Source organism: Devosia rhizoryzae (assembly GCF_016698665.1).
GTDB classification, from domain to species: domain Bacteria; phylum Pseudomonadota; class Alphaproteobacteria; order Rhizobiales; family Devosiaceae; genus Devosia; species Devosia rhizoryzae.
The window spans coordinates 2,042,553-2,065,667 of record NZ_CP068046.1 but is presented as its reverse complement, the minus strand read 5'-3'; the positions used below and the strand labels follow the sequence as shown (position 1 = coordinate 2,065,667).

The following is a 23,115-nucleotide window of genomic DNA, read 5'->3' as shown; positions in this document are numbered from 1 at the left end:
CAGTTATAGCCAAAAATCAGTGACACACCACCGTTCTGACTCCTCCCCCTTCTGCAGGGGGAGGCCGGGTGGGGGTGTCGCCCTGCTCATGCGCCCTCCGCCAAATGCCGCCGCACCACGGCCAGAAATTCATCGCCATAGCGGTCGAGCTTGCCTTGCCCGACGCCGGGCAGGTTCAGCATATCATGGGGATACGTCGGTTCCGCCAGCGCCATGGCGCGCAGGGTCGCGTCGTGAAAGATCACGTAGGGCGGCACGCCCTGTGCCTTGGCGATGCGGGTGCGCTCGCCGCGCAGCGCTTCGAACAAGGGCCGCGCATGCTCCGGCACGACGACGGCATTGGCGAGCGATCGCCGGACCTCGACGCTTTTCTTCGGCCGATCCTTGCGCAAGGTCACGAGCCGCTCGCGCTTGAACACCGCCCGGGCATCCGCCCCCAGGGTCAGCGCGCCGTGATTGGCATGATCGACGACGACCAGACCCATGGCCGTGATCTGCCGGACAACCGATTGCCAGGCTTTTGCATCGAGTTCGCGGCCCTGGCCGAAGACCGGCTGGTTCTGGTGCCCGAAGCGGGTGACTTTTTCGGTTTCCTTGCCGACCAGGACATCGATCACATGCGCCGCGCCGAAGCGCTGGCCAGTCCGGTAGATTGCGGCCAGGGCCTTGATCGCGGCTTCCGTGCCGTCCCACGATTCCACGGGCGAGCGGCAGGTGTCGCAATTGCCGCAAGCCCCGGCATAGGCCTCGCCGAAATGGCTGAGTATGGCCTGGCGGCGGCAGGAAGCGGTTTCGCAGACGCCGAGCAGCGCATTGAGCTTACCGTGTTCGAGGCGCTTGACCTCATCAGGCGCATTGCCCTCGTCGATCATGCGGCGGCGTTGCACGACATCGGCCATGCCATAGCTCATCCAGGCATCCGACGGCAGCCCGTCGCGGCCGGCGCGGCCGGTCTCCTGGTAATAGCTTTCGATCGAGGCCGGCAGGTCCATATGGGCGACATAGCGCACGTCCGGCTTGTCTATGCCCATGCCGAAGGCCACGGTCGCGACCATGCAGATATTGTCGTCCTTTAGAAATGCGTCCTGGTTGGCGCTGCGGACATGGGCGGGAAGGCCGGCATGGTAGGGCAGGGCGGGAATACCCTTGGCCGAAAGCCACTCGGCCGTGTCCTCGACCTTGGCGCGCGAGAGACAATAAACGATGCCGCTTTCGCCCTTATGGCCGGAAAGAAAGTCGAGCAACTGCTCGCGCGGCTTGTCGCGCTCGACGATGGAATAGGAAATGTTGGGCCGGTCAAAGCTGGTGGTAAAGACCTTTGCCTGCTCGAGCCCCAGCCGCTCGATAATGTCTTCGCGCGTCGTGGGATCGGCCGTCGCCGTCAGCGCAACGCGCGGCACCCCCGGAAAGAGCTCGACCAGGTGGATCAGCTCGCGATATTCGGGCCGGAAATCGTGCCCCCATTGCGACACGCAATGGGCCTCGTCGATGGCGAACAGCGAAATGTCGGCGCCCGAGAGCATATTGGCAAAGCCCGGCGTCGCCACCCGCTCGGGCGCGACATAAAGAAGATCGAGCTCGCCGCGCCGCAATTTGCCTCGCACTTCGGCCGATTCTTCCTGCGACAGCGAGGAATTGAGCGCCGCCGCGGCGACGCCAGCTTGTTTCAGCGCCTCGACCTGGTCCCGCATCAAGGCGATCAGCGGCGAAACGACGATGCCGACACCGCGCCGGCAGATAGCCGGGATCTGGTAGCACATCGACTTGCCGGCGCCGGTCGGAAACAGCACCACGGCATCGCCGCCACCGGCGACATGGTCGATCACCTCGTGCTGCTGCCCGCGGAATTCCTTGTGCCCAAAGATGTCGCGCAGCACGGCAAGCGGCGTCGGCCGCTCCTGGCGCTGGGGCGAAAACAGATCGTAAGACTCAATGGCTTCCACGCTGTCTTTGAATCACGCGAGCGCGGGCGAGGCAACCATGGGGGCGATCACAGGCCCTTGCTGTCCACCGGCCTGACCTGGTTTTGCAGATATGCTTCAATCCTGTGCGTCACCAGATGCTTGAAGCGATCCTTCTCGCTTTCCGACTGGCTCAGCATTTCTTTGACGCGCCAGAACTCCATGGCGCCGAAATTGGCCACATGTGGCCGCACGTAGATGTCGGGCGGATAGGCGGCCATCATATGGGCGGTGAGCGAATGCATCATGATCGCAGCCGAGCCGAACCAGAGATCAAGCGCCTTGTGATCGGTACGGTTCAGCCCCACGGACGGGTCGCCCACGACGTCGATGCCGATCAGAAAATCGGTGTCGATATCCGCCTGGTCGAGCGGCAATGGATTGACCACGCCGCCATCCACCAGAACATGGTTCTTGTGCACGACGGGCTTGAACAGGCTGGGGATGGCGATCGATCCGGCGATCGCGGGCCGCAACAGGCCGGAATTGAACACCACCTGGTGCCAGCTCTGAAAGTCAGTCGCCACCACATGAAGCGGGATCTTGAGGTCCCTGAACTCCTTGGGAAAGCTCGGTGGGGTGAACGCATCGACGATATGCGTGGCGTCGAGCTGCATCGAAATGCCGTTCTTGAGGAGGGCACCCAGGCGCATATGCGAGGCCCAGAGCCTGCCGGCGATGGTGCGCAGGGTCCCCAGCACTTCGAAACTATATTCGCGCAGCTCTTTGCCGGTCATGCCAGCGGCCCAGCCTGCCCCGATCAGCGCTCCGATCGAGGTGCCGGCGATCACCGACGGCTTGAGCCCCAGCTCGTCCATGGCTTCGATATAGGGAATGTGCGTCAGCCCGCGCGCTGAGCCACCGCCCAAGGCGACACCGATCCTGGGTCCACCAGTCACGCTCATCCTGCCTCGCTCCGTTCCCTTGGAGCGCAGCCGGTCTGCGAGCGCTTTACCGCGGAATTGCAGAGGCGTTAGCGGGCGTTGCGGCTGCGTGTAGTCAAAGACGGTTTGATGCGAGCCTAGGCCAGGGAGATTGAGGAAAGGTTCAGGCCTGTTCCCGCGCGCGCTCCCGCCAGCCGATGTCTCGGCGGCAAAAGCCTTCTGGCCAAACAATCTTGTCCACGCCTGCGTAAGCACGCTGCTGCGCCTCGGAAACCGAACCCCCTAAGGCGGTGACGTTGAGCACGCGTCCGCCATTGGCAATCAAACGGTTTCCGTCTCGCTTTGTTCCGGCATGAAACACTGTCAGCATTTCGTCATCTAACTGATCTGGGAACAGAATTTCGCTGCCCTTGCCGTAGTCGCCGGGGTAGCCCTTGGTGGCCATGACCACGGTTAAGGCGAAGGCGTCTTTCCACTGGACGTCGTGCCCCTTGAGCGTGCCGGTCGCCACGGCGTGAAGCAGCGGCACGACGTCGCTTTCCATCCGCATCATCATCACCTGGCATTCCGGATCGCCGAAACGAGCATTGTATTCGACGAGCTTTGGCCCCTCGTCGGTCAGCATCAGACCGGCAAAGAGCACGCCCTGGAACGGCGTCCCGCGCTTTGCCATGCCGCGCACCGTCGGCTCTATGATCCGCGCTATCGTTTCGTCGAACTCGGTCCGGCGCATCACCGGTGCCGGCGAATAGGCGCCCATGCCGCCGGTATTTGGCCCGACATCGCCATCGAAGGCGCGCTTATGATCCTGTGCCGTGGTCAGCGGCAGAATGGTCTCGCCATCGCAGAGCACGAACAGCGAGACTTCCTCGCCTTCCATGAACTCCTCGATGACGACGGCTGCACCGGACGTGCCGAACGCGCCCGAAAAGCAGTCGATCACGGCTTCCTCGGCCTCTTCGACGCTCATCGCCACGGTGACACCCTTGCCTGCCGCAAGGCCATCGGCCTTGATGACGATCGGCGCGCCCTCGGCATAGATATAGGCCAGCGCCGAAGCCTCATCCTCGAACCGCCGATAGCGCGCCGTCGGGATGTCGTATTCGTCGCAAAGGGCCTTGGTGAAACTCTTGGAGCCTTCGAGCTGCCCGGCGGCAGCGCTTGGGCAGAAACAGTCGATCCCCGCTGCCCGTACATCATCGCCAAGCCCGGCAACCACCTGCGCATCGGGCCCAACGACGACGAAATCCACGTTGTTGTCGCGTGCCGCAGCGATCACCGCCTGATGGTCATTGATGTCGATGGGGAGGTTGGTCGCGACCTTCTCGGTCCCGCCATTTCCAGGCGCGACGAACAAGGCCTCGACCAGCGGCGATTGCGCGATCTTCCAGGCCAGCGCATGCTCGCGCCCACCAGAACCGATGATCAAAACGCGCATTGTCGCCTCCCTGCTGCCCAATGCGTGATGCACCAGTGCGAGCAGGGTGGCAAGCCGTCGCTACATCTCCGCTTCGCGGAACACCGGCGTCACGTCGCCCGCCCAGGATCCGTTGAACTTTTCGAGCCAACGCTCGGCCGGGGTCTTGCCGCTGCGGATCGTTTCTTCAAGCGGCTTCATGAAGATCGACTCGTCGCGCCCTTGCGTATCGAGCCGGTTGCGGCGAACGAGGCCTGCTTCCGAAATCCCAACCGCCTGCGCGGCCACGTCGAAAATGGTGGAGCGATCGAACGGCGTCGCCAGACCCAGCCGCGGCACTTCGCGGCGCAAGTAATCGCGATCTTCGTCGGTCCAGTCCTTGACCAGTTCCCAAGCCGCTTCGAGCGAGATGTCGTCGTAGAGAAGCCCGGTCCAGAAGGCCGAGAGCGCCACGACATGATCGCGATCGCCCATGTCGGCGCCGCGCATTTCAAGGAACTGCTTGAGCCGCACTTCCGGGAACAGGGTCGAAAGGTGATCCTCCCAATCCTTGATCGTGGGCTTGTCGCCCGGCAACTGGGGCAACTTACCGTCCAAAAAGTCGCGAAAACTCTCGCCCGCGACGTTCACATACTTCCCGTCGCGGATAACAAAATACATCGGCACGTCGAGCGCATAATCTGCATATTGCTCAAAGCCGAAGCCGCTTTCGAAGGCAAAGGGCAACATGCCGGTGCGATCGGCATCGGTATTGCGCCAGATTTCGCTTCGGAAGCTCAAAAAGCCGCTGTCGCGCCCGTCGACAAAGGGCGAGTTGGCAAAAAGCGCCGTGGCGATCGGCTGCAGCGCCACCGAAACGCGCAGCTTCTTGACCATGTCGGCTTCGTCGGAGAAGTCGAGATTGGTCTGCACCGTGCAGGAGCGGTACATCATCGACGTGCCGAGCGTTCCCGTTTCGCCCATATATTTGGTCATGATCGCATAGCGCGACTTGGGCATGGCTTCTATTTGATCCACGGACCAAAGCGGCGTCACACCAAGTCCCAGAAAATGGATATCGAGCGGCTCGGCGACTTTCTTGACCACGCGCAAATGCTCGTCGAGCTCTGCGGCGGTGCCATGAAGGTCGGCCATCGGTGCGCCGGAGAGCTCAAACTGCCCGCCGGGCTCGAGCGAGATCCCGCCCGCGACCTCGTTGTTGCGCAGCCCGATTGGGTTCTCGCGATCGTAGAACGGCACCCAGCCGGTTTCGCGCTCGACGCCATCGAGCAGCGCACGAATGCCCTGTGGACCTTCATAGGCCACGGGGCGCAGCGGATTGGTATGGAACACGTGCTTTTCGTGCTCAGTGCCGATGCGCCACTGTTCGGCCGGCTTGCTGCCGCGCTCCATCGCCTCGATCAGGTCGGCCCGCGATTCGATTGGAGGCGAAAAGGTGTCGGCGCCGGCCATGGGGCCCTCTTGGTTCAGGCTTCGAAAAACTTGGCGCGAAAATAGCGAGGGCGGGCCGGAAAGCAATCGCCTTTATCGCCAGTCGCCGATGGTGGCTTGAATCACCGCTAACGCAGCTACTGCCGCCGTATCGGCGCGCAAAATTCGCGGTCCGAGACTAATGGGCACAACGAAGGGCAAGGCATGAAGTTTCGCGCGCTCCGCGTCCGAAAATCCACCCTCCGGGCCGACCAGCAGGCCGATTGGAGTGCCCCGCAGCTTTTCCAGCGCCACAACCGGCGATGAGGAAGCCTCGCCTTCGTCGGCAAAGATCAGCTTGCGCGCTGGATCCCAGCCATCTAGCAACCGCTCGAGCGTCACTTCCGGCGCAATGGTTGGCACGCTCAACACTTCGCACTGCTCTGCCGCCTCGATGGCGTTGGCCGAAAGCCGCTCGATTTTCAGCCGATGCACCTGAGTAAACTGCGTCATCACCGGCTGGATCGTGCCGGCGCCCATCTCCACCGCTTTCTGGATCACGTAATCGAGCCGCTCGTTCTTGAGCGGCGCAAAGCCATACCAAAGGTCCGATGGCGGCGTCTGCGCGGCGATCTGCTCGACCGTTTCCAACGTCACCGACTTCTTGGCATCGCTTGTCAGCCGGCACAGCCAAGCCCCATCGCGGCCGTTGAACAGCACCACCTCATCGCCCACGCTTTTTCGCAGCACTGCGGCAAGGTAGAGCGACTGCTCCTTTTCAAGCGTCAACGCGGCGCCGGCAGAAAGATCAGGCTGCACATAAAGGCGAGGCAGGGTGGCGTGGGAGCGGGGCATCTTCATCCGTGGCAAACTGCCACGACCTCGTGGTTCGACAGGCTCACCATGAGGTCTACTGTGTCTGCCGCGTTTAGAGTAGACGTGACTCTGATGTTTCGTGAGACCTCATCCTGAGCTTGTCGAAGGACGAGGTCGCTTGCACCAGAGCAACCATGCCCGAGCAAACCACCACCGTCGCCGACGCCCGGCCCACCAACTGGCTCGATCGCTACGCCCCCGAACGCGTCAAACCCTATGGGCGCCTCGCCCGCTGGGATCGGCCGATCGGCTTTTGGCTCCTGTTCTGGCCCTGCGCCTGGGGCATAGGCTTGGCGGCCGTCGCCTTTCCGGACCTGGGATTTGGCTGGTGGGCCGCGATCCTGATGTTTTTCGGTGCGGTATTGATGCGTGGCGCCGGCTGCACCTTTAACGACATCGTCGATCGCGACATCGATATGCAGGTGGCCCGCACCCGCTCGCGGCCAATCCCCTCCGGCCAGGTCACCACCATGGAGGCGCTCTATTTCCTCGTGGCGCAGGCGCTCCTCGCTTCGGCCATTCTCTTCCAGTTCAACCGCTTCACCGTTTACGCCTCTATCGCCTCGCTGGTGCTGGTCGCGATCTACCCCTTCATGAAGCGCATCACCTGGTGGCCGCAGCTTTTTCTGGGCCTTGCCTTCTCCTTCGGCGCCCTGGTCGGCTGGTCGAGCCAGACCGGCGGCCTGGGCTGGGCGCCGGTGCTGCTTTACGCTGGCACCATTCTGTGGGTCATAGGCTACGACACCATCTATGCGCTTCAGGACGTCGAGGACGATGCCCTGGTCGGCGTCAAATCCACGGCCCGCCTGTTCGGCGCCAATGTTCGCCCCGCCGTCGCCGTGCTCTATGCCGGGGCGTTTCTCCTGTGGAATATCGCCGTGCTCATGGCCAGTGGCGGGTTGGTTTTCTCGACCCTTTCGCTGGTCTCCGCCGGACTGCTCGCCTGGCAATTATGGGCGCTGAACGCGGCAGCTCCTGGCAATCCGTTGCTGAGGTTCAAGAACAACCATTATGTCGGGATCGCGCTGACGCTGGCAATGCTGGCGGAGTGGGTTTGGTAAGCTAGACCCCCACCCAACCTCCCCCGGAAGACGGGGGAGGAGCTCGACCGGTGGTTTAGGCACAATGGAACTCCTCCCCCTTCTGCAGGGGGAGGCGGGGTGGGGGTTGCATCCTACCAAAAGCCAAAAGGGCCGACCGCACCACCGGTCGACCCCTTCAACTTGCTTTGGAGGCAGCAGAAAAAGTTAGAGCGTGTCAGCCTGCCCAGGCTGACGGCGGTTTAGAAACCTGGGACGGCGGGCGGCTTCGGCGGCGAGCTTGCGGCGTGGCGCGGGCTGGCCGAGCATGACGCCATCGACCTGCTGCGAATAGGGCAGGTAGGAGCCGTCGCCGGCCTTGATGAAGAGCGGCAGGCGGAGTTTCTTGCCCCAGTTCTGCCATTCGGCGACGACGTTGTGATTGCCCTCTTCTTCGAAGACCTTGTAGTTGAGCTCGAAGTCGGAATGCACCAACTCAATCGCGCTTGTAAGAACGCCTTCTTCCGAAATGCTGGTCGCCACGGCGACACCGATGAACTCGGTCACCGGCACCTTGATCTTGATGGCCACGCCGCTCTGTTCGAGCTGCTTGCGCACCGTCACGGTCTTCACCGGATCCTTGGGGCCGTTGTCGTTGGCAGCTACAAACCGGCGCTCAGCCAGAGCCGAGCGGCCGAACGCCAAGACTACCGACGATCCTTCCATCGCAACGCCATGCATCATTTCCAAAGCCTTCCTGTAACTTCGAGAGCGTCTTTTTTTGCTCTTCGTTTGTGAGGCCAATCTACCCCGCCCCCTTACCTGCCGCCTTAATCGGCTCGGTTAAATTTATGTTGTTTTCCCGGAGGGTTAGCGGTGTGTTGCACCTAGTCATAGGCTCTTAACCGCGTCGCTTGCAGACCCGTTTACCGTGCTGTGACCGCAGCTGGTCGTGCGCTCCCTTGCCCAAGCCCGGCGCCCGGCCTAAAAGGCCAGGCAATATGCCGGCTTTTGCTCCCCCCTATGCTGAAGATCTCGAACTGCTCCGCTCCTCCGCGGTTGCGGCGGGCATCATCGCCTCGGGCTTTTTTCGCCAGCCGGTAAAGTCCTGGTCCAAGGAAAATGACTCGCCCGTCAGCGAGGCCGATATTCTTGTTGACCGTTTTCTCGCGGCAAACCTCCTCAAGGCGCGGCCCCATTATGGCTGGCTGAGCGAAGAGACCGCCGACAATCCGAGCCGCCTCGATTGCGAACGGGTCTTCGTCGTCGATCCGATCGATGGCACGCGGGCATTTTTGCGCGGCGAGGATTACTGGACGGTCTCACTCGCCGTGGTCGAAAATGGCGTTGCCGTAGCCGGTGTCGTCTATGCCCCGGCGCGCAACGAGTTTTATGAAGCCTCCAAGGGCGGTGGCGCCAAGTATAATGGTGAGCCCATGGTGCGCTCCCGGCGCGCAGGCGCCTCGCCGCTGATCCCGGCACCCGGGGCAGTGCATCAGGAAATGCAGGCAGCCGGGCTCGATTACGAGCGCGGTCCCGCCTATGGCTCACTGGCCTATCGTATGGTGCAGGTCGCCACCGGCCGGCTCGATGCCGCCGTCGCCCGCCGCGGCGCGCAGGATTGGGATATTGCCGGCGCCGCCGTGATCCTCAGCGAATGCGGGCTCGACTTTGCCGATGTCTGCGTTGGGTTCCCACAATTCAACAAACGAGATGTGCGCCACGGGGCGCTTGCCGCCATCAGCGACATGAGCCTAAAACCCACCGTCCACGCAGCCCTGCTCAAGGTTTACGGCTGCCCAGGCGACGTCAGTGACCAATCCAGATCGAACGGATGAAACATGGCTGAACAAGCGGAAAAGCAGCTTCTCCACCTCGTCATCGGCGGCGAGCTTTCAGGTCTCGACGGCGTCACCTTTGCCGATCTCGACCAGGTCGATATCGTCGGCGTCTACCCCAACTATGCTTCTGCCTATGCCGTGTGGCGCCAAAAGGCGCAGCAAACGGTGGACAGCGCCCAGACGCGCTATTTCATCGTCCACCTGCACCGCCTGCTGAACCCCGAAACGCCGGCGGCGTAAAGCCTTAGCAAGGCACCCCCTCCCTACCTTCGCTAAGCCCTCGGCCAAGCTCCGGTACCCTCCCCTCAGAGGGGGAGGGTAGCATCGGGGACGTGGCAAGATCCTGGCCAGATACACCGGCTTCACCTTCCCCCTTGAGGGGAAGGCAAGCAGAGCTTAGGTGCGCCGCACCTTAGCGGCGCTCGGAAGGGGGTGGACGATGCCTCAGCCCAGCGCCAGCGCCTCAAACACCGCCTTCATTGCCCCCGGACCGCCAATACGTTCGCGGCCGATATCTCCCAGTCGCGCCCGCTCGTCGCCATCGCGCAAGAGCCTGGTGAGGGCTGCGCCGACGGCCTCGGCTTCGGCATCGACCACCACCCGCGCCGCGCCGAAGAGGTTTTGCTCGTCTTCAAAGCGGGAGCGGCGGTCGCGTGGGTTGATGAAGGTGATGACCGGCTTGCCGAGGCCCAGCGACTGGATGCTCGCCGTGCCGGCCTGGCTCAGCACCACGTCCGAGGCATCGAGCAGATTTCCCATCGCCCGGCCGCGCGCCATGTGGACGGTGATGGTGCTGTCGCTGAGTATGCCGAGATCATCCGGCTCGCTGCTGAGCATGGCTTCCCGCTGCAAGCCGGCGGCCTTTGCCAGCTCGTCCACCTGGACGCTTCCGGCGACCGCCAGGAACACATCGGGCCGCAGGTCTTCCGGCACCGTCCGTAGCGCCGCAATCTGGAGCGCAAAGCTTTCCCCAGTTAGCGCACGGCTCCCTGGCAACAGCGTGACCCCTAAAGGCTTTTGCCGCCGCGACGCCGCATCGAACTGCCCGCGCGGGATCGTATCCATCATCAGATTGCCAGGCGCCCTTGCGTCGACGCCGTCTTGCCTCAAGAGCGCTGCTAGGTTGTCGGCGCGACAAAACACGAGGTCGCAGGTCCGCCGGATGGCCCAGCGTTCCAGCCCGGAATAGAGCCGCGCCGCACCGGTCTTGTAGACATCGAGGTAAACCAGCTCGCGATTGCCGGTAAGAAGGCAGGCCAGAACGCCAACCATGTCGCCGATCACGATCAGCCGGTCGTAGCGGCCCCGGATCGAGCGCAGAAACTGGAGGGCAGGGGGCACAGTGCCAAGGCCGCCATTGACCACATCGCGCCGCAGCGAGCCTTTGACATTGCGCCAGCCCTCCGAGGCCAGCGTCGCGCGGGGACCGACGACGCGGCATATGCCGTCATAGGCCTTGCCGCTGCCGATCATCGGATAGGCTTCCACCGAAACGGTCGGCGGCATCTGCGCGATCAGCTGTGCGGCGATCGCATCTTCGCCGTGGCCGTTGGAAATGATGAGGAAGCGCTGACGCGTCGCTGCCTCGTTCATCCCTACTTGCCCCGGCCGAAGCGCTCGAAGGCCAGGTTTGCGGTGACGGCGTCGGCATAGGCCTCCTGCCGGTCGACACTCCAGTAGAAGAGCTCATCGAGCGGGATCGGCTTGCCGGAAATGGCGCAGCGCACGAAAGTGCCGGGCTTGAGCACGACATAATCGCCATCGAGATAGCGCAAGCTGGCTTCGGCGGGCGCAAAGCCCTTGTCGAAAATGTTCATGCCCATCTCCTTGGCGATTGACCCGATATAGTCCAAGCGGGCTCAGCTCAAAAGAGGCTATCCTGCACATCGCTGTCGGGTATCGGCTTCGCGCTTTTGCGCCGCGCTGGCGCGCCATTGACGGTGGCATCGACCTCGCCCTCGGCCAGCATGACATGGATCGCATCGCCCGGTTTGAGCTGGCCGGCACTGCTGACCAAGGCGCCGGCGCCGTCCTGGACGATGGCATAGCCGCGCGCCAAAACATTGCGATAGCCAAGCGTTTCCATGAGCTTGCCGAGCTGTTCCAGCTTTTGAGTGCGTCCGGCCGTGATCACCGGCCCCGATCGCAGATAGCGGTCTATCACCGGCGCCAGTTCGCTGCGCGCCTGCCGCAACTCGGCCAGAAGCGGTCCTCTATTGAGCCGCGGCGCGATCCGGTGCAGCGCGCTCTGCTTGCGCTCCAAGGACGTTCCCACCGCCTGCGGCAATTTCTTGGAGCACGGATCAAAGGTCAGCCGCGCCCGCTCGACTTTAGTCCTTAGACCGCGGTAACCCTGGTTGCCCAAGGTCTTGAGCCGTTCCGACAGCTCCTTGTGACGCTGTTGCATGAGACGAGGTTCGAGCTTTGCCGAAACCTTGGTGAGGGTTTGAGAGCGCAGTTGCACGGAATGTCGTAGCGCCGTCGAGAGATGGCTCGAAAAGTAATCGAGACTTTGTCTCTGCGTTGCGACCAGGTCCGTGGCCCGCGGCAGCCCGGCAGACGCCGCGCGCAAGCGATCCTTGAGGCTAGACAGCGCCCGCCTCGCCGCCTGCCGCTGCCGCCCGCCCTGATCCTCGACATAGGCGATCAGCTCCGCCCGCACCGGCACTGCCGCTTCCGCCGCAGCTGTCGGCGTCGGCGCGCGCATGTCGGAGGCGTAATCGACCAGCGTCGTATCGGTCTCGTGACCGACCGCAGAGATCACCGGAATGCCCGACGCGGCCACGGCGCGCACCACGGCCTCCTCGTTGAACCCCCAAAGATCCTCAATGGAGCCGCCGCCGCGCGCCACGATCAGGAGGTCAGGCCGCGGAATGCGCCCGCCCGGCTGCATGGCGTTAAAACCCTCGATGGCGTTGACCACTTCGGGCGCACAGGTCTCGCCCTGCACCCGCACCGGCCAGACGAGCACATGGCTCGGAAAACGATCATCCAGCCGATGGAGGATATCGCGGATCACCGCCCCGGTCGGGGAGGTGATCACCCCGATCACCCGCGGCAGATAGGGCAGGGCGCGCTTGCGCTCCTTGGCAAAGAGGCCCTCCGCAAGCAGCTTCTTGCGCCGCTCCTCGAGCAGCGCCATCAGCGCTCCGGCGCCGGCCGGCTCGATATTGTCGATGACGATCTGGTATTTGCTGGAACGCGGAAACGTCGTCAGCCGCCCGGTGGCGATGACTTCGAGCCCTTCCTGCGGCTTGAAGCTCAGCCGGGCATAGCTGCCCTTCCACACCACGGCGTCCATCGCCGCTGCATCGTCCTTGAGCGTGAAATAACAGTGGCCCGACGAATGCTGCCCGCGAAATCCCGAGATTTCGCCACGCACCCGCACATGCCCGAACTCGTCCTCCACGGTGCGCTTCACCGCCTGGGCGATCTCGGAAACGGTAAATTCAGTGGCGTTGGTCAGGAGCTGCGACATGCTTCCGTCGTGCGCCAAACCAGGAGTCGGGTCAAGTTACTCGGCCGCCGCAGCCTGGCTTTGCGGTTCGAGATTGCCCATGGATTGTACGATATGGGTGGCCAGGGCATCGTAGATTCCGCCATAGGCATGGCTGCCGCGCATCAAGGCGATCTGCGCATCGGCCAGCCGCGGCAGCTTGTGCTCTTCGGCCACCACCCGCATTCCCGGCTGCAGCGCGCTTTCCGGCAAAAAGCCGATGGCGAGGTCGGAAAGCACCGCCGAGCTGATCGCGGTGGCGTTCGAGGACGTATAGGCAATCCGGTAGTCGAGGCTCGATCGCTCCAGTGCATCCATGGCGTCCTTGCGCCAGATGCAGCATTGCGGGCCGCAGGCAATGGCCAGCGGCTCATTGGCGAGCGCCCGCCCGCCATGGCTCGCGACCCAGAACATGCGTTCGGTGCGGAACAACTCGCCAAAATTCTGGTCGGTCCCCTGGGTAAAGACGATGAGGTCGTAGCGCCCCACCTTCATGCCTTCCAGCAATTGCTCGGACGGCATGCAGGTCACGTCCACGGCAATGCGCGGATGCGTGCGCTGGAAGCTTGAAAGGATTACCGGCAGGAGGCGGACCGCATAATCGTCCGGCACGCCGAAACGAATCGACCCGGCGAGGTCGCCATCGTTGAAATGGTCGAGGATTTCGGCATTGGTGCGCAGCATCTTGCGGGCGCGTTCGTAAAGCACCTCGCCATGATGCGTCAGCGTCACCGTCCGACCTTCGCGCGACAGAAGAGGATGGCCGAGCCGCTCCTCGAGCCGCTTGATCTGCATCGAGACCGCCGACTGCGTCTTGTTGACCCGGCGCGCGGCTTCCGTGAAGCTGCCGCAATCGGCGATGGCGCAAAAACTCTGCAGCTGGTCGAGGTCGAGCGGGGCGGTCATCGTTCATCACCCGAATTGATCACGAACATGATATCTATTTGTTAGACGAATAGAAGTCTAGCGCGTTATCTCGCCAGCATCGGTGCAACAGCGCACCGCGCCGCCGGTCTCCCCCGGCGTCATCCAAGATTTGGAGTTCTCGAAATGGCTCTCTCGCTTCCCGGCGAGCGGTCAGTTGCGGCCGCCTCGCCAGCCAATATCCTGCGCATGATCCCTGCCTGGTTCGCCGGGCAGAAGGCCGCGCGTACCCGCCGCCTGGCCTTGCAGCGTCTGCTCGACATGGACCCCGCCCAACTCCGCGACCTCGGCATCAGCCGCGGCGATATCGCCGACGCCATGCAGGTCGGCAACGGCCGGACCCCTTCTATGGTGCTGAACGCCGCGCGCGCCCGCAGCGCCCGGTTCTAACCCTTTCGCGGCCCGCAAGGTCGCGCACGCTGTTGGTACGGACATCACGAGTGCTCGTGCCATCTCCGGGCCGGTTTTGCCGCCGGCCTTGTTTCCTGAAGACTTGCCGGACCGTGCCCGCACGCGTCCGGCTTTTTTCTAGGTTCATAAAGACCGCGGGAGTCGCCAAGAGCTCGATTGTCACCCCGGGCTTGACCCGGGGCCCATCCTGAGACCTCAAGATAGATCCCGGCCTTCGCCGGGATGACAGCCGGTGGGTAGCCCTACAATAAGCCACTCACGAGAAGCGGACACCCAGTTCGGTCTCGGTCCTCCACGCCACTTCGCAGGCAAAGCTGCGGCCATCGTCGAGCGCCAGCGAAAAGCGCTCCGGAATGCCGATCACGCTGGGCACGAGGAGCTTGGCCCCGGTCTCCGACATGTTCCGCACCGTGCAGCTAAACGTCGAAAACCCATCATTGACCACGATCTTGCCGCCCTTGAGCGTGCGGTGCCGCTGGCTGCTGCGCGTATCCTCGTTCATTACGGCAGCGCCGCGAAGCCTTCAGAGAAGCCTTCAAGCGATACGGGAATGCCCACGCCTTCCTCGGGCGTCTTGAACACGACAAAGATCGCGCTTTCGCCCTCGGACAGGACGCCGATGATCTCGTCGTCGAGTTCGACTTCGGCGATGCAGCCATTGGGGAGGCAGCGCACAAAGGCGACGCGGCCCATATCCGTGCCATCGACATTAAGGCCCAGGCCGTTCGGCAACAGCACGCCAAGCGGCGCGAGGACGCGCAGCAGCCGCGCCTCGCGATCGGCAGTGCGCAAAACGATCACCGAGAGGCCGACATTGGGCTGATCTTCGGCCAGAACGTTCTGAATGATGGCGCATTGTTCCGAGCTTGCGCCGGGGGGCGTGTCGCAACTCATCTGCCAGTCGCCATATTCGGCGCGAACCGTGCCCTGTGCCATTGCTGGCACCGCCAGAAGCGTTGCCACCACCGCGCCGAGCGCACCAAGCCGCTTTGCCCAGATCATCACTCTATCAAATCTCCCGCGAATCGGCGCGCTTCGAATAGCCCGATTTGTTTCGGGCAAGGGGCACGGCCTGTCAACCAAAGCCCGGTTTCCCGCCGCTTCTGGGAGAAATTTACGGCGCCGGTGAGGCAAGGGCAGGGTGCAACGGTCGCAATTTGCCGCAGTCACACAAGCCATGGCCGCAATAGACTTGGCTCCGCCGATGTGATTTAGCTCAACCAGAGTTTTGCGCTCCGAAGTTGAGTCGGAGCGGCGTTTCCCTATGCCGCTTTTTTGACCCTCTTTGGTGCACGCCGCCAGAACATGCTGATAGGGGGTATATGGTGACCGGGCAGTTCTTGAAGAATATGGGTGCCTTTTCGGCGGCCGCAATGGCGCTGATGCCGGCACTCGCCGGTGCCCAGGAAATCGGTCGGGGTCATCCTGAGCCGGGCCAGATTCACATGCAGCAGTCCGTGACCCCGATCATGGACTCCATCGTGGCGTTCCATGATGGCCCGCTGCTCTGGACCATCTCGCTGATCGTGCTGCTGGTCCTGGTGCTCCTGGTCGTGATCATGGTGCGCTTCAACGCCAGGGCCAATCCGGTCCCGGCGCGCTTCACCCACAACACGGCAATCGAGATCATCTGGACCGTGGTTCCCATCCTGGTCCTTGTGGTAATCGCCATTCCGTCCTTCGGCGTGCTCTCCGATCAGCTCACCGTTCCCGATGGTGAGCGCAAGTATCTTGGCGCCAACATCTTCTCCTTCGGCGATGTCGAAGTTCCCGCCGCCTCGCTTACCGTCAAGGCCTCCGGCGAGCAGTGGTACTGGAACTACGAATATGTCGACCAGGGCGTTGCCTTCGACAGCAACATCCTCTCAGAAGCCGAAATTGCCGAGCTCAAGCCGAGCCAGCCGCGCCTTCTGGCTGTGAACAACGAATTGATCGTTCCGGTCGACACCACCGTGCGTATGCAGGTTACGGCAAGTCCCTCGGGCGTGATCCACGCCTTTGCCGTGCCGTCCTTTGGCATCAAGATCGATGCCGTGCCTGGCCGCCTCAACGAAACTTGGTTTAATGCCCGCGAAGAAGGCATGTATTATGGCCAGTGCTCTGAACTGTGCGGCAAGGACCATGCCTTCATGCCGATCGGCGTCCGTGTCGTCAGTGCGGAACAATTTCAAGCCTTCATCACCGCTTTCACCGAAAGCCGTGACTATGCGACCGCAGCCGCCACGCTGCCGCCGCTGCAATAATAGGGTCAGGGGAACAGCAACATGACCGATACCGCTCACCTCGAGGCCCATGCCACCGGGCATGACCATGCCAGCCACGCGCATGATCATCACACCCCCACCGGCTGGCGTCGTTGGGTCTATTCGACCAACCACAAAGACATCGGGATCATGTACCTGGTGTTCTCCATCGTCGCCGGCGTGATCGGCGGCCTCCTCTCCGGCGCTATGCGCATGGAACTGCAGGAACCCGGCATCCAGATCTTCCACGGTCTGGCCGCCATGGCCTATGGCCTTGAAGGCGACAGCGCCGTCGACGCCGGCAAGCACATGTTCAACGTGTTTGTTTCCGCCCACGCGCTGATCATGGTGTTCTTCACCGTGATGCCCGCGACCATGGGTGGCTTTGCCAACTATTTCGCACCGCTGATGATCGGCGCTCCGGACACGGCCTTCCCGCGCATCAACAACGTCGCTTTCTGGCTCCTGCCGCCAGCGCTGCTGCTGACCGTGCTGTCCATGTTCTTTGAAGGCCCCTCCGGTGCCCTGGGCTTTGGTGGCGGCTGGACCGCTTATCCGCCGCTCTCGACCTCCGGTCATCCAGGCCCGGCAACCGACTTCGTGATCTTCTCGCTGCACGTCGCCGGCGTGAGCTCCATCCTTGGTGCCATCAACCTCATCACTACCATTCTCAACATGCGCGCTCCGGGCATGACGCTGCACAAGATGCCGCTCTTTGCCTGGTCCGTCCTCGTGACCGCCTTCCTGCTTCTGCTAGCTCTGCCGGTCCTGGCTGGCGCCATCACCATGATGCTGACCGACCGCAACTTCGGCACCACCTTCTTCAACCCAGAAGGCGGCGGTGATCCGGTCCTTTACCAGCACCTGTTCTGGTTCTTCGGCCACCCTGAAGTGTACATCATGATCTTGCCGGGCTTCGGCATCGTCAGCCACATCGTGGCAACCTTCTCGCGCAAGCCGGTCTTTGGCTACATGGCCATGGCTTACGCAATGGTCGCCATCGGCTTCGTCGGCTTCGTCGTGTGGGCTCACCACATGTACACGACCGGCCTCAGCCTCGACGTCCAGCGCTACTTCGTTGCCGCCACCATGGTGATCGCGGTGCCGACAGGCGTGAAGATCTTCTCCTGGATCGCCACCATGTGGGGCGGCTCCATCACCTTCCGCATTCCTATGCTCTGGGCCATCGGCTTCATCTTCCTGTTCACCGTCGGCGGTGTGACCGGTGTGGTGCTTGCCAATGCCGGTGCGGACCGTGCCCTGCACGACACCTATTATGTGGTCGCACACTTCCACTATGTGCTTTCGCTCGGTGCCGTGTTCTCGATCTTTGCCGGCTGGTACTACTGGTTCCCGAAGATTTTCGGCTACATGTACAACGAGTTCCTCGGCAAGCTGCACTTCTGGGTCATGTTTATCGGCGTGAACCTGATCTTCTTCCCGCAGCACTTCCTCGGCCTCGCCGGCATGCCGCGCCGCTATGTCGACTACCCGGATGCCTTTGCTCTCTGGAACCGCGTCTCCTCGATCGGCTACTACATCACCTTCGTTGCGATGATCATCTTCTTCTACGCAACCTGGGAAGCCGTTCGGAAGAAGCGCCTGGCCGGTGACAATCCGTGGGGCGATGGTGCGACCACTCTGGAATGGACCCTGAGCTCGCCTCCGCCGTTCCACCAGTTCTCGACGCTGCCCAAGATGGACAGCAAGGACGCCCACTAAACGTTAGCAGTACGTTAGCGGACCGCGCTCAAGTGCGGTCCGCAAGATAAGGAAAGAGCATTGACCTCCATCGACGACAACAGGGATTTTGCCGCCATGACCGGCGGGGCACGCGTGGAGGACTACCTCGCGCTGCTGAAGCCCCGTGTCATGTCGCTGGTGGTCTTCACCGCTCTTGTTGCCATGCTTGTGGCGCCGGGCGGCATCAACCCGATCGTCGGCTTGATCGCCATTGCCTGCATCGCCATCGGTGGCGGCGCCTCGGGCGCGCTCAACATGTGGTATGATGCCGACATCGACGCCATCATGAGCCGCACGCAGAACCGGCCTATCCCCTCTGGCCGGGCAACCCGTGGCGAAGCTCTGGCCTTCGGCATCATCCTCTCGGTTTTCTCGGTGACCCTTCTGGGTCTTGCCACCAACTGGGTGGCCGGTGGGCTCCTGGCCTTCACCATCTTCTTTTACGTCGTTATCTATACGATGTGGCTCAAGCGCTCGACCCCGCAGAACATCGTCATCGGCGGCGCAGCAGGCGCCTTCCCGCCCATGGTTGGCTGGGCCGCGGTTACCGGCACGATTGGCTGGGAAAGCGTCATCCTCTTCCTGATCGTCTTCCTCTGGACGCCGCCGCACTTCTGGGCGCTCGCGCTCTATAAGCAGGGCGACTATGGCGCTGCCGGCATCCCGATGATGCCCAACGTCGCCGGCGAAGAGTCTACCAAGGTCCAGATATTCGTTTATTCGGTCATCCTCGCGGCCGCCGGCATGCTGCCGCTGGTGCTCGGCTTTGCCGGCTGGATCTATGGCGCCGTTGCCGTGGTCACGGGCCTGAGCTTTGTCTGGCTGGCGCTGCGTCTCCTGCGCGCACCGGACAGCATCACCATGCGCAAGACTGCGCGTACCCTTTTCACCTATTCGTTGAGCTACCTCTTCGTGCTGTTCCTCGCACTGCTCACCGATACCATCGCCCTTCGGCTCGGAGTGATCTGATGTCCAGCGAAACCGGCGCCAAGCTTGTCCCCAATGGCCTGACCCCCGAGCAGGACGCTGCCTTCCGCAAGCAGCGCCGCCGCCGCTCCCTGGCGCTTGCCGTCGCCCTCGCGCTTTTCGCGTTGACCTTTTACGTCCTGACCATCGTCAAGATGGGCCCGGCGCTGTTTGATCGGTCGCTCTGATGACGGACGCACTTCTCGCCATGCACGAAGAACGTGGGCGCAAGAACAAGCGCGTCGGCATCATGCTGGGCGGCCTTGCGTTCGGCATGGTCGGTCTCGCCTTCGCATCCGTGCCGCTTTACCAGCTCTTCTGCCAGGTCACCGGCTATGGCGGCACCACTCAGGTCGCATCCGATAACCCCAAAGGCGTTATCGCACGGGAAATGACCACACGTTTCGACGTAAACGTCGACACCGATCTGTCATGGACGGTTCAGGCTGCTAAACCGATCAAGGACCAGATCGGCCGCGTCGACACCGTCAACTACATCGCCACAAACAATTCCGACAAACCGGTCACCGGCCAGGCAATTTTCAACGTCGTTCCCGAAAAGGCCGGCGTCTACTTCAACAAGATCGAATGCTTTTGCTTTACCGAGCAGACGCTTCAGCCTGGCGAAACCGTCGAAATGCCCATCGTCTTCTTTGTCGATCCCGATCTCGACAAGAACCACGAACTGGCAACCGTCAAAGAGATTACGCTCTCTTACACCTTCTACGCTTCAGACAACGAGGGAAGCTGAACATGGCCACCATCGAAAAAAACCATGATTATCATATGGTTGAGCCCAGTCCGTGGCCATTCTGGATCTCCGTCGCCGTCTTCGTGATGATGCTCGGCCTGATCTCCTGGCTGCACTTCGATACTTGGCTTCTCTTTGCCGCAGGCTTCCTTGGCGTCCTGTACGTCATGTTCGCCTGGTGGTCCGATGTGGTCAAGGAAGCCGAGAACGGCGTTGACCACACGCCAGTAGTACAGATGCATCATCGCTACGGCATGATGCTGTTCATCGCCTCGGAAGTCATGCTGTTCGTGGCTTTCTTCTGGGCCTATTTTGACGGCTTCTTCCGCCTTGACGACGTCGAGCAATATGCCCGTGTCGCAGCGACCGGCGGACATTGGCCGCCGACCGGCGTCGAAGTTTTCGACCCCTTCCACCTGCCGCTCTTCAACACGCTGATCCTTCTGACATCCGGCACCACCGTAACCTGGGCGCACCACGCCCTCCTCGAAGGCGACCGCCAGGGGCTGCGTTGGGGCCTGGTGCTGACCGTTGCTCTGGGCGCGCTCTTCACTTGCGTTCAGTACCTCGAATACAGCCATGCCGGCTTCTCCTTCACCGGCAACATGTATGGCTCGACCTTCGTCATGGCGACGGGCCTCCATGGCTTCCACGTCCTGATCGGTACCATCTTCCTCCTGGTGTGCCTCGTTCGCGCCGAAATGGGACAGTTCACCACCGAGCGTCACCTGGGCTTTGAATTCGCGGCCTGGTACTGGCACTTCGTGGACGTCGTCTGGCTCTTCCTCTTTGCCTCCATCTATGTGTGGGGCAGCTGGGGCGTGGCGCTAAACCACTAGCGCAAGACAAAAATTCGGAGAGGGCGCGGCAAGGCTGCGCCCTTTTTCTTTGGAGTTTTAAGAGTGTCAACACCGTCCTCGTCCACAGCCCTGCGCAACCTCCGCTGGTCCGATTGGCTCTTTGCCGTGGTCATGCTGACGCTGGCGGTAGTCTGTGCTTTCCTGGGCAACTGGCAGATGCAGCGGCTTGGCGAAAAGGAAGCGTTGATCGCCGCCGTCGACAGCCGCCTCGCCGCCGAGCCCATCCCGGCGCCCGCAGCCGAACAGTGGGGCGACCTCGTCATGGACGACTGGAACTTCCAGCCCGTGACGCTCACCGGCACCTACCGCTACACGCAGACGGTGACGGTTTTTACCAGCCTCTCCACCCCGCGCGGCCGCTTCTCGGGGCCCGGCTATTGGGTGGTGACGCCCTTCGAGCTCGACGGCGGCGGCACGGTCTTCGTCAATCGCGGCTTCGTTCCGCAGGACTACCAGGAGCAGGCGGCGCTCGGAGACCTGCACGGCGACGATCCCGGATCGGTGACTGTTGTGGGGCTGTTCCGGCCCGGGGAAGCCATCGGCATGATGGCGCCTGAAGCCGACATGTCCAATCGCATCGAATGGGTGCGCAACCCCGAGCGGCTGGCCGCCATGGTCGACCCGCAGCTGGCGCCCTTTGCCCCGTTTTATGTCGACCTTCTGGCCGGCGGCGAGGGCGACCTGCCGCAGGGCGGCGAAACCGTGATCGCCTTCCCCAATAGCCATTTCGGCTATGCGCTCACCTGGTATGGCTTTGCCATTATTGCAGTCGTCATGGTCGGGGCCTGGCTCTGGCAACGCAGTCGCCCGGCGCCGCAGGCACCCTGAGCTTGCGGCTACGCGCCGCTTTGACTAGGTTGCACCAATTCTAAAAGGGCCCTTTTCCCCTATGCAGTTTGTTTCTACGCGCGGCCAGGCGCCAGCGCTCGGTTTCTCCGACGCCGTCCTGGCCGGTCTTGCCACCGATGGCGGGCTCTACGTGCCGGCAAGCTGGCCGCAGATCAGCTCGGACGAGATCGCCAGCTTTGCCGGCAAACCCTATGCTGAGGTCGCCTACGCCATCATCTCGCGCTTCACAGAAGGCGAGATCGCGGCCGACAAGCTCAAGGAAATCATCGACGGCGCCTACGCCACCTTCCGCCATCCCTCGATCGCGCCCCTTGTCGAGCTAGAGCCCGGGCACTTTGTGCTGGAGCTGTTCCACGGTCCCACCCTGGCCTTCAAGGATGTGGCGATGCAGTTCCTGAGCCGCATCATGGATCATATCCTGGCTGAGCGCGGGCAGCATGCGACCATCGTTGGCGCGACGTCCGGCGACACGGGCTCCGCGGCGATCGAAGCCTTCCGCGGCCGGCAGACCACCGACATCTTCATCCTTCATCCGCGCGGCCGCACCTCGGAAGTGCAGCGCCGGCAGATGACGACGGTGCTCGACGACAACGTCCACAACATCGCCATCGAAGGCACCTTCGACGACTGCCAGGATGCAGTAAAGGCGATGTTCAATCATCACGCCTTCCGCGACCGCATGCGTTTGTCCGGCGTCAACTCCATCAACTGGGGCCGGATCGTTGCGCAGATCGTCTACTATTTTACGGCGGCGGTGTCGCTTGGCGCACCGAAGCGCAAGGTGAGCTTTTGCGTGCCGACCGGCAATTTTGGCGACATCTTTGCCGGCTACTGCGCCAAGCAGATGGGTCTGCCGATCGAGCGCCTGGTGATCGCCACCAATGCCAATGACATTCTGCGCCGCACTTTGGCATCGGGACGCTACGAAATGGAGGGCGTTGCGCCAACCATCAGCCCGTCCATGGATATTCAGATTTCGTCTAACTTCGAACGGCTGCTGTTTGAAAGCGCCGGCCGCGATGAGCAGGCCGTCAACCAGATGATGGCTGCGCTCAAGCAGTCGCGAGGCTTCGATTTGCCGGAGAATTCAATTGCCGCCATCCGTCGCGATTTCGATGCCGGCACAACCGACGAAACGGCGACGCGCCGGGTAATCGCCGAAACGCAGCAGCGGAGCGGCTACCTGCTCGATCCGCACACGGCGGTGGGCCTCGGCGTTGCTCTGGCTCTGCCGCATTCGGGGACGCCGATGGTGACCCTTGGCACTGCGCATCCGGCCAAATTTCCGGCGGCGGTCAAGGAAGCATCGGGCATCGACCCGGTTCTGCCCGCCTGGATGAGCGATCTTTTCGGCCGGCCCGAACGGCTTACGGTTCTGCCCAACGAGCAGCGCCAGATTGAAGATTTCATCGCGGCCCGCAGCCGCGCGTGAACGAATAGACGAGCCGCGGCCGCTAGCGTCGA

24 protein-coding genes are annotated in these 23,115 nt (G+C 62.5%); 12 read left to right on the top strand and 12 right to left on the bottom strand.

The genetic code is table 11. The annotated features are described in order from the left end of the window. Positions 1-86: 86 nt before the first annotated feature. From recQ to JI748_RS10275, 5 genes are all read right to left on the bottom strand, one after another. A complete protein-coding gene (gene recQ, locus JI748_RS10295; protein WP_201630102.1) occupies positions 87-1,943 on the bottom strand; it encodes a DNA helicase RecQ in 1,857 nt (618 codons plus the stop codon). Between the two features lie 47 nt (positions 1,944-1,990). Next, positions 1,991-2,866 (bottom strand): patatin-like phospholipase family protein, encoded by an 876-nt coding sequence (locus JI748_RS10290; RefSeq protein WP_201630101.1) that lies wholly within the window; start codon positions 2,864-2,866, stop codon positions 1,991-1,993. A gap of 142 nt (positions 2,867-3,008) precedes the next feature. Continuing rightward, positions 3,009-4,283 (bottom strand): phosphoribosylamine--glycine ligase, encoded by a 1,275-nt coding sequence (purD, locus tag JI748_RS10285; RefSeq protein ID WP_201630100.1) that lies wholly within the window; start codon positions 4,281-4,283, stop codon positions 3,009-3,011. Between the two features lie 60 nt (positions 4,284-4,343). Beyond that, on the bottom strand, positions 4,344-5,714 hold the full coding sequence (locus JI748_RS10280; RefSeq protein WP_201630099.1) for a glutamate--cysteine ligase: 1,371 nt from the start codon (positions 5,712-5,714) through the stop codon (positions 4,344-4,346). A gap of 72 nt (positions 5,715-5,786) precedes the next feature. Continuing rightward, complete coding sequence (locus tag JI748_RS10275) at positions 5,787-6,527, bottom strand: 16S rRNA (uracil(1498)-N(3))-methyltransferase (RefSeq protein ID WP_233280491.1); 741 nt, start codon at positions 6,525-6,527, stop codon at positions 5,787-5,789. Between the two features lie 155 nt (positions 6,528-6,682). Between JI748_RS10275 and ubiA the strand changes: the two genes are divergently transcribed. Beyond that, the gene (gene ubiA / locus JI748_RS10270; RefSeq protein WP_201630098.1) at positions 6,683-7,609 is read left to right on the top strand and encodes a 4-hydroxybenzoate octaprenyltransferase; all 927 of its coding nucleotides are present in this window, start codon (positions 6,683-6,685) and stop codon (positions 7,607-7,609) included. A 186-nt stretch (positions 7,610-7,795) separates the two neighbouring features. Here the strand turns inward: ubiA and JI748_RS10265 are convergent, their stop codons facing one another. After that, complete coding sequence (locus JI748_RS10265; RefSeq protein WP_201630097.1) at positions 7,796-8,311, bottom strand: DUF6101 family protein; 516 nt, start codon at positions 8,309-8,311, stop codon at positions 7,796-7,798. Between the two features lie 257 nt (positions 8,312-8,568). Between JI748_RS10265 and JI748_RS10260 the strand changes: the two genes are divergently transcribed. Together JI748_RS10260 and JI748_RS10255 are read left to right on the top strand one after the other, a co-directional pair. Then, positions 8,569-9,405: a 3'(2'),5'-bisphosphate nucleotidase CysQ gene (locus JI748_RS10260; RefSeq protein ID WP_201630096.1), complete on the top strand. Its 837-nt coding sequence runs from the start codon at positions 8,569-8,571 to the stop codon at positions 9,403-9,405. Between the two features lie 3 nt (positions 9,406-9,408). Further along, entirely contained in the window at positions 9,409-9,648 is a 240-nt protein-coding gene (locus JI748_RS10255; protein WP_201630095.1) for a DUF4170 domain-containing protein, read from the top strand. A gap of 204 nt (positions 9,649-9,852) precedes the next feature. Here the strand turns inward: JI748_RS10255 and JI748_RS10250 are convergent, their stop codons facing one another. Genes JI748_RS10250 through JI748_RS10235 form a run of 4 tightly spaced genes read right to left on the bottom strand, consistent with a single transcriptional unit; the run spans position 9,853 to position 13,810 of the window. Continuing rightward, positions 9,853-11,001 carry a glycosyltransferase family protein gene (locus tag JI748_RS10250; RefSeq protein ID WP_201630094.1) on the bottom strand — a complete coding sequence of 383 codons (1,149 nt, stop codon included), beginning with the start codon at positions 10,999-11,001 and terminating at the stop codon, positions 9,853-9,855. A 2-nt stretch (positions 11,002-11,003) separates the two neighbouring features. Then, positions 11,004-11,225 (bottom strand): DUF2093 domain-containing protein, encoded by a 222-nt coding sequence (locus JI748_RS10245; RefSeq protein WP_201630093.1) that lies wholly within the window; start codon positions 11,223-11,225, stop codon positions 11,004-11,006. 47 nt (positions 11,226-11,272) lie between these two features. Continuing rightward, entirely contained in the window at positions 11,273-12,886 is a 1,614-nt protein-coding gene (xseA, locus tag JI748_RS10240; protein ID WP_201630092.1) for an exodeoxyribonuclease VII large subunit, read from the bottom strand. A 36-nt stretch (positions 12,887-12,922) separates the two neighbouring features. Next, positions 12,923-13,810 carry a LysR family transcriptional regulator gene (locus JI748_RS10235; protein ID WP_164533615.1) on the bottom strand — a complete coding sequence of 296 codons (888 nt, stop codon included), beginning with the start codon at positions 13,808-13,810 and terminating at the stop codon, positions 12,923-12,925. Between the two features lie 144 nt (positions 13,811-13,954). Between JI748_RS10235 and JI748_RS10230 the strand changes: the two genes are divergently transcribed. Continuing rightward, complete coding sequence (locus JI748_RS10230; RefSeq protein ID WP_201630091.1) at positions 13,955-14,218, top strand: DUF1127 domain-containing protein; 264 nt, start codon at positions 13,955-13,957, stop codon at positions 14,216-14,218. 277 nt (positions 14,219-14,495) lie between these two features. On the opposite strand, the gene JI748_RS10225 is transcribed toward JI748_RS10230, so the two are convergent. Then, positions 14,496-14,741, bottom strand: a complete 246-nt coding sequence (locus JI748_RS10225) for a PilZ domain-containing protein (protein ID WP_201630090.1) — start codon at positions 14,739-14,741, stop codon at positions 14,496-14,498. Beyond that, positions 14,741-15,241: an invasion associated locus B family protein gene (locus JI748_RS10220; RefSeq protein ID WP_201637224.1), complete on the bottom strand. Its 501-nt coding sequence runs from the start codon at positions 15,239-15,241 to the stop codon at positions 14,741-14,743. Before JI748_RS10220 ends, JI748_RS10225 begins: the two co-directional genes overlap by 1 nt. A 347-nt stretch (positions 15,242-15,588) precedes the next feature. On the opposite strand from JI748_RS10220, the gene coxB reads away from it, so the two are divergent. The 8 genes from coxB to thrC all read left to right on the top strand — a co-directional run bounded on the left by coxB (position 15,589) and on the right by thrC (position 23,083). Beyond that, the gene (gene coxB, locus JI748_RS10215) at positions 15,589-16,482 is read left to right on the top strand and encodes a cytochrome c oxidase subunit II (protein ID WP_233280677.1); all 894 of its coding nucleotides are present in this window, start codon (positions 15,589-15,591) and stop codon (positions 16,480-16,482) included. 21 nt (positions 16,483-16,503) lie between these two features. Continuing rightward, positions 16,504-18,204, top strand: a complete 1,701-nt coding sequence (gene ctaD, locus JI748_RS10210) for a cytochrome c oxidase subunit I (RefSeq protein ID WP_201630088.1) — start codon at positions 16,504-16,506, stop codon at positions 18,202-18,204. Between the two features lie 96 nt (positions 18,205-18,300). Further along, on the top strand, positions 18,301-19,194 hold the full coding sequence (locus JI748_RS10205; RefSeq protein WP_201637220.1) for a heme o synthase: 894 nt from the start codon (positions 18,301-18,303) through the stop codon (positions 19,192-19,194). Next, positions 19,194-19,379: a hypothetical protein gene (locus JI748_RS10200; RefSeq protein WP_201630087.1), complete on the top strand. Its 186-nt coding sequence runs from the start codon at positions 19,194-19,196 to the stop codon at positions 19,377-19,379. The genes JI748_RS10205 and JI748_RS10200 overlap by 1 nt, the downstream gene beginning before the upstream one ends. Then, positions 19,379-19,942 carry a cytochrome c oxidase assembly protein gene (locus tag JI748_RS10195; RefSeq protein ID WP_233280490.1) on the top strand — a complete coding sequence of 188 codons (564 nt, stop codon included), beginning with the start codon at positions 19,379-19,381 and terminating at the stop codon, positions 19,940-19,942. Before JI748_RS10200 ends, JI748_RS10195 begins: the two co-directional genes overlap by 1 nt. Positions 19,943-19,944: 2 nt before the next feature. After that, positions 19,945-20,781, top strand: a complete 837-nt coding sequence (locus JI748_RS10190; RefSeq protein ID WP_201630086.1) for a cytochrome c oxidase subunit 3 — start codon at positions 19,945-19,947, stop codon at positions 20,779-20,781. A 63-nt stretch (positions 20,782-20,844) separates the two neighbouring features. Continuing rightward, on the top strand, positions 20,845-21,630 hold the full coding sequence (locus tag JI748_RS10185; protein ID WP_201630085.1) for an SURF1 family protein: 786 nt from the start codon (positions 20,845-20,847) through the stop codon (positions 21,628-21,630). Positions 21,631-21,691: 61 nt separating this feature from the next. Continuing rightward, complete coding sequence (thrC, locus tag JI748_RS10180; RefSeq protein ID WP_201630084.1) at positions 21,692-23,083, top strand: threonine synthase; 1,392 nt, start codon at positions 21,692-21,694, stop codon at positions 23,081-23,083. Positions 23,084-23,115 lie beyond the last annotated feature (32 nt).